Origin of the sequence: Neobacillus mesonae (genome assembly GCF_001636315.1) — a bacterium.
Taxonomy (GTDB): Bacteria; Bacillota; Bacilli; order Bacillales; family Cytobacillaceae; genus Neobacillus; species Neobacillus mesonae.
In genome coordinates, this window is sequence record NZ_KV440949.1 from 671,417 (window position 1) to 687,549 (window position 16,133).

The 16,133-nt window shown below is 42.1% G+C and carries 16 protein-coding genes; 5 read left to right on the plus strand and 11 right to left on the minus strand.

The genetic code is table 11. From position 1 onward, the window contains the following. Window positions 1–269 precede the first annotated feature (269 nt). The 3 genes from proC (at window position 270) to namA (ending at window position 3,416) form a co-directional block, all read left to right on the plus strand. Complete coding sequence (gene proC, locus A6749_RS03375; protein ID WP_066385228.1) at window positions 270–1,103, plus strand: pyrroline-5-carboxylate reductase; 834 nt, start codon at window positions 270–272, stop codon at window positions 1,101–1,103. A 75-nt stretch (window positions 1,104–1,178) separates the two neighbouring features. Beyond that, complete coding sequence (locus tag A6749_RS03380) at window positions 1,179–2,333, plus strand: glycosyltransferase family 2 protein (protein ID WP_066385233.1); 1,155 nt, start codon at window positions 1,179–1,181, stop codon at window positions 2,331–2,333. A 66-nt stretch (window positions 2,334–2,399) separates the two neighbouring features. Then, entirely contained in the window at window positions 2,400–3,416 is a 1,017-nt protein-coding gene (gene namA, locus A6749_RS03385; RefSeq protein ID WP_066385235.1) for an NADPH dehydrogenase NamA, read from the plus strand. A 96-nt stretch (window positions 3,417–3,512) separates the two neighbouring features. On the opposite strand, the gene rnz is transcribed toward namA, so the two are convergent. Beyond that, window positions 3,513–4,436, minus strand: a complete 924-nt coding sequence (gene rnz / locus A6749_RS03390; protein ID WP_066385241.1) for a ribonuclease Z — start codon at window positions 4,434–4,436, stop codon at window positions 3,513–3,515. Window positions 4,437–4,660: 224 nt separating this feature from the next. On the opposite strand from rnz, the gene zwf reads away from it, so the two are divergent. After that, window positions 4,661–6,130: a glucose-6-phosphate dehydrogenase gene (gene zwf, locus A6749_RS03395; protein WP_066400737.1), complete on the plus strand. Its 1,470-nt coding sequence runs from the start codon at window positions 4,661–4,663 to the stop codon at window positions 6,128–6,130. Between the two features lie 59 nt (window positions 6,131–6,189). Here the strand turns inward: zwf and A6749_RS03400 are convergent, their stop codons facing one another. The 4 genes from A6749_RS03400 to mce form a co-directional block, all read right to left on the minus strand. Next, a complete protein-coding gene (locus A6749_RS03400) occupies window positions 6,190–7,467 on the minus strand; it encodes a DNA polymerase IV (protein WP_066385242.1) in 1,278 nt (425 codons plus the stop codon). A gap of 84 nt (window positions 7,468–7,551) precedes the next feature. Continuing rightward, window positions 7,552–8,673 (minus strand): tripeptidase T, encoded by a 1,122-nt coding sequence (locus A6749_RS03405; protein WP_066385243.1) that lies wholly within the window; start codon window positions 8,671–8,673, stop codon window positions 7,552–7,554. An 83-nt stretch (window positions 8,674–8,756) separates the two neighbouring features. Continuing rightward, window positions 8,757–10,304 (minus strand): acyl-CoA carboxylase subunit beta, encoded by a 1,548-nt coding sequence (locus A6749_RS03410; RefSeq protein ID WP_066385244.1) that lies wholly within the window; start codon window positions 10,302–10,304, stop codon window positions 8,757–8,759. A 5-nt stretch (window positions 10,305–10,309) separates the two neighbouring features. After that, the gene (mce, locus tag A6749_RS03415; protein WP_066385247.1) at window positions 10,310–10,723 is read right to left on the minus strand and encodes a methylmalonyl-CoA epimerase; all 414 of its coding nucleotides are present in this window, start codon (window positions 10,721–10,723) and stop codon (window positions 10,310–10,312) included. Window positions 10,724–10,881: 158 nt separating this feature from the next. Here mce and prli42 point away from each other — a divergent pair, with 158 nt between their 5' ends. Further along, on the plus strand, window positions 10,882–10,980 hold the full coding sequence (prli42, locus tag A6749_RS28030) for a stressosome-associated protein Prli42 (RefSeq protein WP_153042998.1): 99 nt from the start codon (window positions 10,882–10,884) through the stop codon (window positions 10,978–10,980). Window positions 10,981–11,021: 41 nt separating this feature from the next. Here prli42 and A6749_RS03420 read toward each other — a convergent pair whose 3' ends face one another. The 6 genes from A6749_RS03420 to A6749_RS03445 form a co-directional block, all read right to left on the minus strand. Beyond that, window positions 11,022–11,534 carry a L,D-transpeptidase gene (locus A6749_RS03420; RefSeq protein WP_127488011.1) on the minus strand — a complete coding sequence of 171 codons (513 nt, stop codon included), beginning with the start codon at window positions 11,532–11,534 and terminating at the stop codon, window positions 11,022–11,024. A gap of 102 nt (window positions 11,535–11,636) precedes the next feature. Next, on the minus strand, window positions 11,637–12,359 hold the full coding sequence (locus tag A6749_RS03425; protein ID WP_066385249.1) for an amino acid ABC transporter ATP-binding protein: 723 nt from the start codon (window positions 12,357–12,359) through the stop codon (window positions 11,637–11,639). Beyond that, window positions 12,352–13,011, minus strand: coding sequence for an amino acid ABC transporter permease (locus A6749_RS03430; protein WP_066385251.1), 660 nt, complete (start codon window positions 13,009–13,011; stop codon window positions 12,352–12,354). The genes A6749_RS03425 and A6749_RS03430 overlap by 8 nt, the downstream gene beginning before the upstream one ends. Before the next feature lie 81 nt (window positions 13,012–13,092). Further along, window positions 13,093–13,872, minus strand: coding sequence for a transporter substrate-binding domain-containing protein (locus tag A6749_RS03435; RefSeq protein ID WP_066385252.1), 780 nt, complete (start codon window positions 13,870–13,872; stop codon window positions 13,093–13,095). 199 nt (window positions 13,873–14,071) lie between these two features. Next, window positions 14,072–14,509, minus strand: coding sequence for a BrxA/BrxB family bacilliredoxin (locus tag A6749_RS03440; protein ID WP_066385254.1), 438 nt, complete (start codon window positions 14,507–14,509; stop codon window positions 14,072–14,074). A gap of 136 nt (window positions 14,510–14,645) precedes the next feature. Beyond that, entirely contained in the window at window positions 14,646–15,965 is a 1,320-nt protein-coding gene (locus A6749_RS03445; RefSeq protein WP_066385261.1) for a hypothetical protein, read from the minus strand. Window positions 15,966–16,133: the final 168 nt, after the last annotated feature.

Sequence of the window (16,133 nt, forward strand, 5' to 3'; positions counted from 1 at the left end):
AATGAGTAAGGCCAGTAAATGGGAAACGGCGAAAGAGAGTGAAGCTCAGCAGGCTGAAAGGCTTCACCGCCCTCTTGATCATTGAACCTACCTTATGAGCATTTAGGCAAACCTAACGTATTTCGGCGTTAACGGAATCGAGTGAACCTCGGCAGGGAACAAGATTGCATGAGGTAAATGAAGGTGGTACCACGGAAGCTTAGACCTTTCGTCCTTTAAGGATGAAGGGTCTTTTTGTTTTTTTAAAAAAACTAAAAGGGGGATTTTCCATGAAAAAAATGACAATTATCGGCGGCGGTTCCATGGCTGAAGCGTTTATTTCAGGTATTTTAGAAAATGGGTTAGTAAATCGAAAAAACGTCTGGGTAACCAACCACTCTAACAAGGTAAGGCTGGATTATTTAGAAGAGCGTTACGGGATCAACGGGTCTTATGATTTAAATGAACTTTTTATAGATACTGATATTGTCATGCTGGCAATGAAACCAAAGGATGCTGCGACGGCAATTGATAAAATCCGTAAATATTTAACAGAAGAAATGCTGATTGTTTCCGTGCTGGCCGGTGTTTCCATGAATACGATTGAAATGCTGGCCGGACGGCAGCTGGCAATTGCAAGGGCCATGCCAAATACATCCGCAGCAGTGGGAAAATCGGCAACAGCCATTGCGATAAACGAACGTGTCTCGGAAAGCCAGCTGGAAATGGCACGGAAGCTGTTCGAAACGGTCGGCCTGGCCGCCTTCGTCGAGGAGAGCCAGCTCGATGCCGTAACCGGACTTTCTGGGAGCGGCCCGGCCTATATATATTATTTGATTGAGGCAATGGAAAAGAGTGCAGTAGAAATCGGCCTGGAAAAACAGATAGCAAAACAGCTTATTGTGCAAACATTAATCGGTGCGGCGGAAATGGTCAAAAGCTCAGCAAAGCCGCCAGAACAGCTGCGCCGGGAAGTGACAAGTCCAGGCGGAACTACCGAAGCAGGGGTGCAAATCTTGGAAGCAAACGGAGTTCAGCAAGCTTTTATTTCCTGTATCAAAGCTGCCGCCACTCAGTCAAAAAAAATGGGCGATGCCTTATGTTCCCAGCTTAAAGTATATTAACAGGTGCCCCTTTCTGGTACTTTCTTTGCATCTTTCATATACTGAAGATAACATTTCAAAAAAGGATTTGGAAAGATGGAAATCATACTTACCGTGCTATTCGCCATTGGGATTCTTGTTTGGCTCGGATTTCTAGCGGATGCCCTTCTTGGCCTGCGGAATCTAGAAGCATTAGAAAAGGAAAAGAACTTAGAAACAGGTCCGTTATTATCTGTCATTGTGGCGGCACGCAATGAAGAAAAGCAAATAAAAGCAAGCATTCTGAGCCAGCTGAAGCAAACCTATCAAAATGTGGAATGGATTCTCGTAAACGACCGGTCCACTGACCAAACAGGAGCTATTATGGACAAATTGGCGGAGCTAGACGCACGAATATCCGTCATCCATATTGAAACCTTACCGGAAGGCTGGCTCGGAAAAAATCACGCCTTATATACTGGAGCTCTTGAGGCATCTGGAAAATGGCTGTTGTTTACGGATGCGGATGTTAAATATGAACCGCAAGCTTTCACCAAAGCGCTGCATTACTTTGAAAGGCACCAGCTGGATCATTTAACCGCTGCCCCAAACCTTAACGCTAAAAGCTTTTGGCTTAAAACATTTGTGGCCTTTTTTCTCTTTGGGTTTTCTTTTTATAAGCGTCCGTGGATGGCCAATAACCCAAAATCGAAAATCGGCACCGGCATTGGGGCTTTCAATCTTTTACGAAAGTCAGCTTATGAGGCATTTGGCACCCATGAAAAAATAAAAATGCGCCCCGATGACGATTTGCAGCTCGGCATGAAACTAAAAAAAGCCGGTTACAGGCAGCGAATTGTTACGGCATTGCCGTTAATAGAAGTAGAGTGGTATGGAAGCCTAAAGGAGGCATTTGTCGGTTTAGAGAAAAATACATTTGCCGGGTTAAATTACCGAATCAGCATGGTGTTTATCGCAATATTTGGTGTGTTCACCACCAATGTCCTGCCGTTTATTGCTGTTTTTTCAGACAATAAAATAATTGCCCTGCTGAGCTTAGGAAATATCGTGTTAAGCGGGATTCATTACTTTTTCATCATCAAACGAATGACCGTCTTCTCCCCTGCTATGTTTCTCGTACTACCGATTACCGCATTGTTGTTTATTTATTCGATTATCCGGGCAAGCTTTTTGACATTTAAGCGCGGCGGGATTGTCTGGCGGGGAACCACCTATCGTCTAAGTGAACTAAGAGAAAAAGATAGAGCATAGATTGCACATGATTTCGTATGTCTTTGCTATACTAAAAGTGGAAAATTTTGAAGGAGGTTTTTGAGAATGACAGTAAAATTATTTTCCCCTTATAGTATTAAGGGTGTCACAATGAAAAACCGAATTGTCATGTCACCAATGTGCATGTACTCAAGCCACAACGAAGATGGGCATGTGCAAAATTGGCATCGTACACACTACACGTCTAGAGCAGTCGGACAAGTGGGACTCATTATTGTTGAAGCAACCGCGGTTACACCACAGGGGCGAATCTCACCGCAGGATTTGGGGATTTGGAGCGATGAACATGTTAAAGGGCTCCAAGAGCTTGTTGAACTTGCAAAAGAACATGGCGCTAAAATGGGCATTCAACTGGCCCACGCCGGCCGGAAAGCCGAGTTAGAGGGGGAAATTATTGCCCCATCAGCCCTCGCTTTTAACGAAAAATCAAAAACCCCAAAGGAAATGACGAAAGCAGATATTGAACAAACTGTTGAAGCATTTAAAAAAGGTGCGGAGCGGGCGAAGAAAGCTGGCTTTGATGTGATTGAGCTTCACGGCGCACATGGGTACTTGCTTAACGAATTCCTGTCTCCACTATCGAATAAAAGAACGGATGAATATGGGGGAAATGCTGAAAACCGCTATCGCATTCTTCGGGAAGTGATTGATGCGGTGAAAACCGTTTGGGACGGTCCGTTGTTTGTCCGCGTTTCCGCGAATGATTACCATGAAGACGGGTTAACACCAGAAGATTACATATTATTTGCCAAGTGGATGAAGGAGCAGGGTGTTGATTTAATTGATGTCAGCTCCGGTGCCGTTGTCCCGGCACGCATTAATGTATATCCAGGCTATCAAGTGCCGTTTTCCGAAACAATTAAGCATGGCGCCGGAATCGATACCGGTGCGGTTGGCCTAATCACCACTCCTATTCAGGCGGAGGAAATTTTACAAAATGATCGCGCAGACTTAGTCTTTTTAGCTCGTGAATTACTGCGCGACCCGTACTGGCCGCGGACTGCCGCGAAAGAGCTTGGTGTTGAAATGGAAGCACCAAAGCAGTACCAGCGCGGATGGTAATTAGTTTAAAACAAAAGGGTCTCAGAACTATATGAGACCCTTTTGTTATTAAAGACATTTTTCGAGGGACGCACCCCATTCTGTCCTTAGGCATACCTATCTATATGGAATTGTAATTTCCTTAAAATCCTCGGCTATTTCGGTATTCTCGAATATTTCCTGTGCTTCGGCCGCTAATTCCAGCCATGCCGCCCGGTCATACCGCGAGCTAATATGAGTCAAACATAATTGCTTACATCCGGCCTTTTTCGCAATCTCTGCCGCCTGGTGGGTTGTCGAATGAAAGTAATCAGAAGCAAGCTTCTCCTCTCCCTTCGAGAAGGTGGCCTCATGAATTAACAGGTCCGCATCCTTCGCCAGCGAAACCGCGTTCTCACAAAACCTGGTATCTCCTAGAATTGTTACAATCCTCCCTTTTTGTGCAGGTCCTAAAAACTCCTCCGGTTCAATCACCCGGCCATCTTCCAACGTAACTGTTTCACCGTTCTTTATCTTTCGAAAAATTGGTCCCGGCTGCACCCCCGCCTCCATCAGCTTATCAGCCAGCAATGTGCCTGGTCTGTCTTTCTCTACAACCCGATAACCAAAAGAGGTGATGCCATGATCCAAAATTTTCGCCTCTACCAAAAATTGCTCATCCTCAAAAATCACACCCTCGTCAATTTCTGCTACCGTTAACGGATATTTCAAATACGTCTGGCTGATTGACAGACTTACCTGCAGAAATTCTTTAATCCCTTTTGGTCCATATACGGTAACCTCTGTATCTCCGCCTTGAAACGAGCGGCTTGATAATAATCCGGGAAGACCATATATATGGTCGCCATGAAGATGGGTGATAAAAATTTTTTCAATCCGCCTCGGTTTGATTGATGTATGTAAAATTTGATGCTGCGTAGCTTCGCCCGCATCAAACAGCCAAATCGCCCCGCGCTCCTCCAGCAGCTTAAGCGCGATTGATGTCACATTGCGAAGTTTCGCCGGCATCCCGGCGCCTGTCCCTAAGAAAAATATATCCAACAACAAAACCTCCGATCCCAAATATCCAATATGGATAATATAGCACAAATGCCCTTTAATTGCCCAAAATCCTTGTTCGTTCAAGTAATTTCATACATGCAAATCAATATATTTGAGAAATCTAAGAGAAACAGATACTATTATTTTTGGTCATAAATACATAGCGGGTAAGCTGCAAGAAGAGAGGTAACGAAATCGTGGAACAAAACATGGCTTCATTGATTATGATTTTCGGGGCAACAGGTGATTTGGCAAAACGAAAGCTATTCCCTTCCCTTTACCGATTATTTGAACGCGGCAAATTATCAGAACGGTTTGCAGTTATTGGAGTGGGCCGAAGAACCCTTTCAAATGATGAGTTTCAAAAATCTGTAAAAGAATCGGTCTCAGCTGCGTTAGGCGAAAAGCAAGACATTGAACAATTCGTTAACCATTTTTACTACCAATCACATGATGTTGCTGATTCAAGTTCATATGCAGCTTTAAGAAAGCTGGCGGACGAAATTGATGAACATTACCAGCTAGACGGCAACCGGATTTTCTATCTGGCAATGGCTCCGGAATTCTTCGGTCCGATTGCTTTGCATTTGAAATCAGATGGATTAACAGATGTAAAAGGCTATAAGCGCCTTGTTATTGAAAAACCGTTCGGTCATGACTTAGAATCGGCAAAGGAATTAAATAAACAAATTCGAACTGCCTTTTCCGAAGAAGAAATTTATCGGATTGACCATTATTTAGGAAAAGAAATGGTCCGAAATATTGAGGTCATCCGCTTTGCTAATGCGATTTTTGAACCACTTTGGAATAACCGCTACATTTCTAATATTCAGGTTACATCCAGTGAAAGCCTAGGGGTTGAAGAACGTGGACGTTATTATGAATCAAGCGGTGCGCTTCGCGACATGCTGCAAAACCATATGCTGCAAATGGTGGCGCTATTGGCGATGGAACCGCCAATCAGCCTGACAACCGATGAAATCCGCTCCGAAAAAGTCCGTGTATTCCGTTCACTAAGGACCATCAAGGGTGAAGAGGTAAAAAATTATTTTGTCCGCGGCCAATATGATGCCGGTACCATTAACGGGAATCAAGTTCCGAAATACCGCGACGAGCCAATGGTGGATCAAGAATCTAATACGGAAACGTTTGTGGCCGGAAAAGTCATGATTGATAACTTCCGCTGGGCCGGTGTTCCATTTTATATCCGAACAGGAAAAAGAATGGAAACCAAGTCAACGAAAATTGTTATTCAGTTCAAGGATATTCCGATGAATTTATATTATCAGCCGGAAAAAATGCTGAATCCAAACCTGTTAGTGATTCACATTCAGCCGGAAGAAGGCATTACCCTGCACTTGAATGCTAAGCATGCAGGAGGCCATCTTGATGCCCAAACGGTAAAGCTAAGCTTTTCTAATACGGGAACAAACGCCATGAATACACCGGAAGGATATGAAAAGCTTCTTTACGACTGTATGCGCGGCGATGCGACGAATTTCACTCATTGGGACGAGGTTGCTTATTCGTGGGCATTTGTTGATAAGATCTCAAATGTATGGGCCAATGAAAAGGCTGACTTTCCAAACTATGCTTCCGGTACAATGGGCCCGGAAGCAGCCGACAAACTCTTGGAAAAAGACGGCTTTTTCTGGTGGCCGGTAGCTGACCTAGACGTCGATACTTGTAAATAAGAAAATCTAACACAACTATAAAAGCTCCACATGCTAAGAAAATTAGGCAAGTGGAGCTTTTATTCTGGTTCCTCATCTTGATGCGGCAACGAACGAAGAAAATCTTTATTAAAGCTTGTGGCGGTTCCAATATCATGTTTCGGGTCAACCTTATGGGACCCGGCACTTTCGATAATATGTTTCCCGAACTTTTCACGTAAGCTTGAAAGTGTATGAAGCAACGGCTCTTTTTTCGCGTCTTTTTCATAGGAGAATAAATCCAATTGCTTATACGCTTGATCTACCTCTACTAAGTCATATCCGGTGATCCCTAATAATCGGATCGGGTCTCCATTCCAATGCTTTAGAAATAGCTGTTTGGCAATTTGAGCAATATCGTCTTTATGATAAATGGGATTAGCGAGCTTTTTGCTTCTTGTAATCGTTTTTCGATCCTTAAAACGGATGGTAATGCCTAATACAGCTGCTAAAACATTTTTTCGTTTCAGCCTGATGGACACTGTTTCCGCCAGTGATTCCAGTACATGGAACAGTTCTTGCTGATTGCTGATATCCCTTGGAAGAGTAGTGGAATTCCCGATACTTTTAAATTCCTCAATTGCCTCCGGGTCGACAGGACGTTTGTCAAAACCATTAGCCCGCTCTTTCAAGCGAATTCCATTAATGCCAAGCAGGCTTTTTAGCTGCAGCTCATTTGCTTTCGCTAAATCCCCAATGGTGTGAATCCCGATGGTTTTGAGCTTCTCTGCTGTTTTTTTACCAACCCCATGCATTTCATTGGCTTGCAGCGGCCAGAGGGCCGCAGGAATATCACGCTTGCGAAGGATTGTAATCCCGAGCGGTTTTTTCATATCAGAAGCCGTTTTAGCTAAAAATTTATTCGGGGCTATTCCGATACTGCAGGGTAAGTCAAGCTGTTTGAGAATTCTATTTTGAATACTTTCGGCAATCTCGATGGGAGTACCCAGTTCAAAGCTTTCAGTAATATCCATATAGCCCTCATCAATAGAAACAGGTTCCACCAGGGAGGTATATTGCCTTAATATTTCAAACATGCCAATGGATGCAGCCCGATAACGCTCAAAGTTCGGCTTTTTGACAATCAGCTGAGGGCACAGTTTTTTCGCTTCCCACAGGGGCATGGTCGTTTTTACACCAAATTTTCTCGCCTCATAGCTGCAGGTAACAATAATCCCTCTCCGCTCCTCAACATTTCCGGCAATCGCCAGCGGCTTTCCCTTAAGAGTGGGATCATAGGCCATTTCTACCGAGGCATAGAAGCTATTCATATCAACATGTAAAATGACTCGTCCGTTTTTTGGATACATCTCTTTCATGCAGACACATCCTTTTAAATCATTCTTGCCTTTATATTATAGCAAAAAGGAGAGCCTAACGTACCAGGCTCTCCTTTAATGAAATTATTGGTTTGTTACTTCATCGATAATTGCCAGGGTCATTTCCGCCAGCTTGTATAGTTCCTCAAGCGGCATGCGCTCATTAGTTGTATGGATTTCCTCATAGCCGACAGCAAGGTTAACGGTCGGAATACCGAAGCCATTAAAGACATTGGCGTCGCTGCCGCCGCCGCTATGCTGCAGTTCACAGCTGCGGTTAATTTTTGCTGCTGCTTTCTTAGCAATTTCTACAACCTGGTCGCCTTCGTCAAACTTAAACCCAGGATACATGACTTCTACATCCACTTCCGCTCTGCCTCCCATATCTGCAGCAACAGATTCGAATGCTTCTTTCATCTTGGCTACCTGTGCTTCCATTTTTTCAGGGATCAGCGAACGTGCCTCTGCTAGAATATCAACGCGGTCGCAAACGATATTGGTCGCCTGTCCGCCTTCAAAACGGCCGATGTTTGCTGTTGTTTCATGATCAATTCGACCAAGCGGCATTTTCGCAATTGATTTTGCCGCAATCGTGATGGCTGAAACGCCTTTTTCCGGTGCCACACCAGCATGAGCTGTTTTACCGTAAATAGCAGCCTTTACTTTTGCCTGTGTTGGCGCGGCCACAACGACATTACCAACTAAGCCGTCGCTATCAAGGGCATAGCCATATTTCGCTTTTAATAATGCCGGATCTAATGCTTTTGCCCCATGAAGACCTGATTCCTCTCCGACAGAGATGACGAATTGAATCAACCCGTGTGGAAGATTGTTTTCTTTTAATAAACGGATGGTTTCAAGCATGACTGCGATACCGGTTTTATCATCGGCACCAAGGATGGTTGTACCGTCAGTAACAACATAGCCGTCTTTAATTGAAGGTTTAACTCCTTTCGCAGGCGTTACCGTATCCATATGACAGGAAAAATAAATCGGGTCGACACCATCTTTTGTTGCTGGGAGTGTACATACTAAGTTCCCCGCGCCGTGCCCTGTTACTGAGGTTGTATCGTCTTCAAATACTTCAAGACCTAAATCCGTAAATTTTTGTTTTAACACCTTGGCAATTTCTGTCTCAAATTTTGTTTCCGAATCAATTTGGACAAGCTCTAAAAATTCATTTAACAGGCGTTCTTGATTCACCATTAGTTGACCCCTCCATTTATGTACTCACTATATCAGTATACCTTTTCGATTTCACCGCTTCAAATGACAGGTATCCAATAAATTTATAACGGGATATTTCCATGTTTTTTGTATGGCCTTAATTCTTTCTTATTGCGCAACATTTCCAATGCTTGAATAATTTTTATTCTAGTTTCGCGTGGATCAATGACATCATCGACCATGCCCCTTGAGGCTGCTACGTACGGATTCGCAAATTTATCACGATATTCCTCAATTTTCTGCTGTCTTGTCCGCTCTGGGTTCTCGCTGTTTTGAATTTCCTTAGCAAATATAATATTTGCTGCCCCCTGCGGTCCCATTACCGCGATTTCCGCATTCGGCCAAGCGAATACGAGATCAGCCCCAATTGATTTACTATTTAAGGCTACATACGCACCACCATAAGCTTTTCGTAAAATAACTGTCAGTTTCGGAACGGTTGCTTCGGAATAGGCATATAATATTTTTGCTCCGTGGCGGATAATCCCGCCATGCTCCTGCTTAACTCCCGGGAAAAATCCGGTTACATCCTCGAAGGTTATAATCGGAATATTAAAAGAATCACAAGTACGAATAAACCGCGCTGCTTTATCAGAGGAATCAATATCTAAACCGCCTGCCATCACTTTCGGCTGATTGCAAACTAAACCCACCGTCTCCCCTTTGATTCGGGCAAAGCCTACAACAATATTTTTCGCAAAATCTTTGTGAATCTCCATAAACGACTCGCGGTCTACCACCTGCTCAATGACGTTTCGGACATCATATGGCCGGACAGCATCAAAGGGAATCACATCGGTTAAATCCGGACGATAATCACCTGACTCCTCCACAGCAGCCAATGGCGGCATTTCTTGATTGTTCTGCGGCAAATAACTTAACAGCCGGCGAACCTGCTTCAGCACCTGTTCTTCCGTTGCCCCGCTGAAATGTGCGTTGCCGCTGATTGTATTATGTACATTTGCTCCGCCAAGATCTTCAGCAGAGATTTTCTCGCCGGTGACGGTCTCAATTACCTTTGGACCGGTAATAAACATTTGACTCGTTTTTTCCACCATGAATACAAAATCCGTAATTGCCGGAGAGTAAACCGCTCCGCCGGCACATGGTCCCATAATGACGGAGATTTGTGGAATTACCCCTGAATAAATTGAGTTGCGATAGAAGATATGTCCATACCCATCTAAGGAAACGACACCTTCCTGAATACGTGCGCCTCCTGAGTCATTTAAGCCGACAAAAGGTGTCCCGTTTTTTGCGGCTAAATCCATAACGGCAGCAATTTTTTTCGCATGCATTTCCCCCAGGGCACCGCCGAATACTGTAAAGTCTTGAGAAAATAAATAAATCGGGCGGCCGTTCACCTTACCGTAACCAGTCACAACCCCTTCGCCGGGACCTTTTTGTTCATCCATGCCAAAATCAGTTGTTCGATGCTCAATAAACGGATTCAATTCGACAAAGGTACCTTTATCTACTAACAGCTCAATCCGTTCCCGAGCGGTTAATTTCCCCTTTTCATGCTGTTTTTCGATGCGTTCGTCCCCGCCGCCAAGCTCTACCTCTCTACGTTTATCATATAGTTCATTAATTTTCTCATAGATGTCCATTCCGATTACCCCTTCTTCTCTTTCTTCTCACAAAGCTCAAATAACACCCCAGCTGCTGATTTCGGATGCATGAAAGCGATATCAGCACCACCTGCACCCAGCCGGGAATTTTCATCAATCATGCGAATTCCTTTTTCCTTTAATTCGACAATTCTTTCTTCAATGGATTTAACTCCAAGGGCAACATGATGTATGCCTTCACCGCGTTTTTCAATAAATTTGGCCACCGCACTTTCCGGTGACATTGGCTCAAGCAATTCCAGTTTTGTCTCTCCCGCCTTTAAGAAGGCCACTTTAACCTTTTGGCTATCTACTTCTTCAATCCCTAATAAAGGCAGCCCTAATACTTCCGTGTAAAATGGCAATACTGCTTCGATTGACTTGACCGCAATGCCAATATGGTCAACTTTGTTAATCATTTTTACCCCTCTGTTCAATAGTAAAATAATTTTCGACATTTATTGTATTCGTGAAAAAGTTCATAAATCCTTCCTAAATTGCATAGTTGTTTCCGTTGTTCATTCAAGTTTTTCCTTGTACAATATAATTAATGAAAAGATTATAGGAGGAATTCATTTTGAAAAATAAAAAAAAGAGAAAAATTATCGTCTATTTAATGTTGTTCGCAATGCTGGCATCCACCCTCCTTATTGGAATCGGTCAATTCTTATCCTAACATAAAATTAGGGACTGTTCTGTTTGAACAGTCCCTTTTTTCTATTTAATGGCTCCATGCTCCCTGGCCAATATTTCAAACGTTTTTTTCGTTCTTGTCACGAGTATTTTCGTCCCTAGGGGAATTTGAGGAAATAATGAGCTGATAACTTCATTTTGTGTGCGGATGCAGCCCTGGGAGACATATTTTCCAATCGTCGACGGCTGATTTGTTCCATGGATCCCGTAAATTCTGCCGTCTGTTCCCTTGGCATCAAAGCCAATCCACCTTGCTCCAAGAGGGTTTTTAGGATCCCCGCTGGGAATATTTCCACGGCGATAATAGGGTTTCTCTGCTTTTACGATAATCGTAAACAGTCCCTCAGGTGTCAGTTCTTCCGTTTTGCCGGTCCCGACACTGACAACCGTCTGTACCCTGTTATCGTTAATTAATGCAAGTTCGTTCGTACTCTTGTTAATAACCACAAACGGGTGACCTGGTAAGGGATTCGGTCCTAATGGCCATAATGGTGAAAGAAAAAAAGTAAGCAGGAGCGGCGTTAAAATGTTCGTCAATTACATCCACCTTCCTTTTTCCCCTAGTTTGCTCAGGTCACCTGCCAGTCATTCGCTTCCTTCAACCTAAACAAAAAAGATGATCCGTTAAGACCATCTTCGTTAAAGCATTTTTTCTAAAAATTCGCGGGCCCTTCCGCTCTTCGGATTAGAGAAGAACTCCTTAGGCGGAGCATCCTCAACCAGGACACCGCCGTCAAGGAACAGCACGCGATCAGCTACTTCCCGAGCAAATCCCATTTCGTGGGTAACAATAGCCATCGTCATCCCGGTATGAGCAAGGTATTTCATTACCTCTAATACTTCTTTTACCATTTCCGGGTCTAGTGCGGACGTCGGTTCGTCAAACAGCATGACCTCAGGCTCCATCGCTAGAGCTCTGGCAATGGCAACCCGCTGCTTTTGTCCGCCGGATAATCTTTTTGGATACTCGTTTGCTTTTTCCGACAAACCTACTTTCTTTAACAGCTCTTGAGCGGTTTTCTCCGCCTGGTCCTTTGACAGCCCTTTGACCTTCATTGGTGCATACGTAAGGTTTTGCAGCACCGTCTTATGAGGAAAGAGATGGAAATGTTGAAATACCATCCCGACATTTTGCCGAACCTTCATGATATTTGTTTTTTTATCAGTCGCCTCTTGATCACTAATCCAAATTTCCCCACTAGTAGGAGTCTCGAGCATATTCATGCAGCGCAGAAAGGTAGATTTCCCTGAACCAGATGGCCCGATAATGGCGACGACCTCTCCAGCCTTAATAGTCGTTGAAATTCCTTTTAAGACTTCAAGATTTCCAAAACTTTTATACAAATTTTCTATCTTAATCACTGCGTCTCATCCTCCTTTCCACCGCTTTACCTAAGAAGGTTAAGGCAATAACCATTAAATAATAAATAATACCGGCCATAATTAATGGTTCAAAATAAGAGTAATACTGCGCTCCCACCTGATAAGAACGACGCATAATATCCATTACACCGATTGTTGTAACAATCGCCGATTCTTTTGTAAGTGTTATAAATTCGTTCATTAGTGCCGGCAAAATGTTTTTCAATGCCTGTGGGAGGATAATATCCCACATCATTTTTCCGTAAGGGACGCCTAAAGCCATTGCGGCTTCCTGCTGTCCTTTATCGATGGCCAGGATACCGGCCCTGATAATTTCTGAAATATAAGCACCTGAATTGAGTGAAAAAGAAAGGATTGCTGCAGTATACGGTTCAATTTGAAAACCAAAAATCTGCGGTGATCCAAAGTAAATTAACATTAACTGCAAAACAAGTGGTGTACCGCGGAAGATCGATGTATAAAAGTCAGCAAACCAGCCTAGCAGTTTGATTTTGCTGATTTTAAACAGAGATAATATTACCCCAAAAACAAATCCCAGCACGGCTGCTAAAACGACAATTTTCAGTGTAACAAGGATTCCTTTTAGGATATAGGGTATTGAAGGGATAAATTGCATAAAATCCAAATCCATGCAGATACTTTCCTTTCTATCGAAAATAGCAGAGACGTCCGGAAGAGAGAAATCTTTCCAAACGTCTCTAGGTCAAGAAGATTATTTTTGCTCTCCGCCAAACCACTTCACAACTAATTTATCCAGTTCGCCATTTTCCTTCATTTTCTTTAATTCTTGATTAAACTTTTCTGTTAAATCACTATTTTTCGGAAACGCTATTGCCGAACCTTCTACACCTTTGGCTTCAAAGGTAAAACCTGCTAAATCCTTCTCATTTGTAAGATACCCTTTCGCCACTGTATCTTCAATGATAGCTGAATCAAATCGGCCTGATTTAATTTCTTGGATTAGATCTGGAATACGGTTACGGTCTTCAATTTTGATATCAATTGTTTTAGCGATCTCTTTAGCTTGTCCTTCCTGAATAGAACCAAGCTGAACACCCACTGTCTTCCCCTTTAAATCTTCAAGTTTGTTAATACCGCTATCTTTTTTAGAAACAATCATAAATCCGGCAGTATAATAAATATCACTAAAATCGACATTCTTTTTTCTCTTTTCTGTCGGTGTCATTCCTGCTAAAACAAAGTCAGCTTGTCCAGATTTAAGTGCTTGAACCAATCCATTGAACTCCATGTCCTTAACTTCTACTTTATAGCCTAGTTTACCCGCAATCGCCTTTGCTAAATCAACATCAAAGCCAATAATTTCATCACTTTTTTCTGTTTCGATATATTCAAATGGTGCATAATCGGCAGATGTTCCCATTACTAACACCTTTTTACCTTCACCCGCTTTGCTTGCCTTCTCGCTCGTACCGCAGGCTGCAAGACCAATTGCCATTACCATCGTTAACAATAGTATTAATACCTTCTTCATCTTGTATTCCCCCTAATTTGTAAGCTTATTTTAATAGATTCATTGGTTACAAAATTAATATTTATTCAACGTATTGAATTTTAACACATATTAATAATTATGCAAATATATTTTTAAAAATTCCCTTATGTTTTTTTACTGTAATTTTTCCCATTAAAAAAGCCAACTCCATAATGAAGTTGACTTTCATAAAAGATCTTTAAATTTCCTCGCAATATTTATCAAATTCCTGCTGTAATCTCGTGACAACCATTGCGGGATCAAAGCCTTCGATTTGATGTCTTTCCACCATGGTACAAATCTTGCCGTCTTTCAGCAATGCAAATGATGGCGAGGATGGCGGATAACCGGTAAAATAGCTTCTTGCCTTTTCGGTTGCTTCCTTATCCTGCCCGGCAAAAACAGTCACAAGATGATCCGGACGCTTATCATAATGAATCGCATATGCTGCCGCTGGACGGGCAACACCACCAGCACAGCCGCAAACCGAATTGATCATGACTAAAGTTGTACCTTTTTTATTTAGCGCTGTTTCTACATCTTCTGGAGTAGTCAGCTCTTCATAACCCGCTGAGACGATTTCTTGACGCGCCTGGCGGACAACATCATTCATGAAAAAATTGAAATCCATACCCATTGATCAATCACTCCTTTAAAATAAACCTATACTTACATATTAACAGTAAAAATGTCCTTATTTCAAATTGTACTTCCTATTATTTTAGAATAACAGGAAAAGACAGAGAGCCTTAGCTCCCTGTCCATTTCCTAAATTATTTTTCAGCTTTATATTTTACGGCAGTACGGGCGCTTTCCGCCTTGCCGTTTCTGATAATGCTGACATATACTTTACCTGATTTTTTTCCAAGCTGTTTGACAGATAACGTTGTGCTTGTGCCTGCTGCCTGTTTGCCGGTTAATAATTTTCCACCTTTACTTGCTGTATAAAGCTTGATGACATCGCCTTTTTTAATGCCTTTTACCAATACTGTATCAGCTTTACGCTTATTATTTGTTACCTTCACCTGTGATCCCTTTACTGGAGCAGATTGTTTATACATAAAGGATGTCATAACACTGTAAAGAACGCTTCGGCGTTTGTCTAATGTATTAAGAAATTGTGCTTCTGATGCATTTTCACTTAAATATTTGCCATAACGGATTTTTGTTGCGGTTACCTTCTTATTAATCTTCCAAGTTTCATTAACAACCTTGATACGGATACCAGTCAGGCCGCTTTCATCTTTAATTCCCGTCATATTGAAAGTAGATGAAGATTTCCGTTCATAAAACTTCTTATCTACTAGAATGCTCGTTTTTAAATAGTTATACTTTGTAAGCATTCCTGAATTTTTCATTTCCGGAAGAATTCCGGCAGTAAATTCTGTTTTGAATTGCTTTAATCCTTCTTGCAGTTCCTGGGCAGTGACTTTGGAATTATCGCCAGTCATCTTATTTAATTCATTAACGGCAGCCGCTAATTCTTCTAACGACTTTTGATCTTTCGCTAAATTATCAAGCAGAGCAATAAAGAGATTAGGCAGCTCGCTGAAATTGACCGTTGCATTTACCTTGTAACCTTTTACAGTTTCCCCATGGACCTTTTCAGTTGCCGATTTAACACTAATTTGTGTAGGGTTTGGCAAATTTTTCACGATAGGACTTAATAATTTGGTCTGTAAATCTTGAAGCCACTTGTCTTGGGCACCGCTGTTATCAACCTTCATGACAATTGGTTTTGAAGCATTATCAAGTAAAAGAACTACTTTCTTTTTATCCATGTACATCCGGAATGGGATTTTTCCCTGCCGAAGAACAATATTACCAGAAAGTGATGCTGTACTGCTATTCTGCAATTTTGTCTGAACCTCTAATTTAGCATTATTAAGCAGGTCTACTACCTTTAAAAACTCTTTATCTTTTGCTTTCCTTTTATTTACGGTTAATTGCAGCGAAACAGTCGTTTTGCTCTCAGCAGATTTAACTTTCGAATTGTTCAGAATCATTTGGTTAAGGTCGACGCCCTTAATGGATTGACAGCCTGTAATGAATAAGACAGATGCCATAATGACTAAAATCAGCTTTTTTAACATGGTACACTCTCCAACCTCTTTTTTTAGGTAATGCTTTGGGTTAAATTGCAGCAAGGAATGTTATCTCTCTTTTAATGCTCCGCCTTTCTATCAAAATATCACTAGAATATATTACCATATATTTAATTAATTAGATATAAAAAAATTGTAAATTTTTCTAAAAAAACG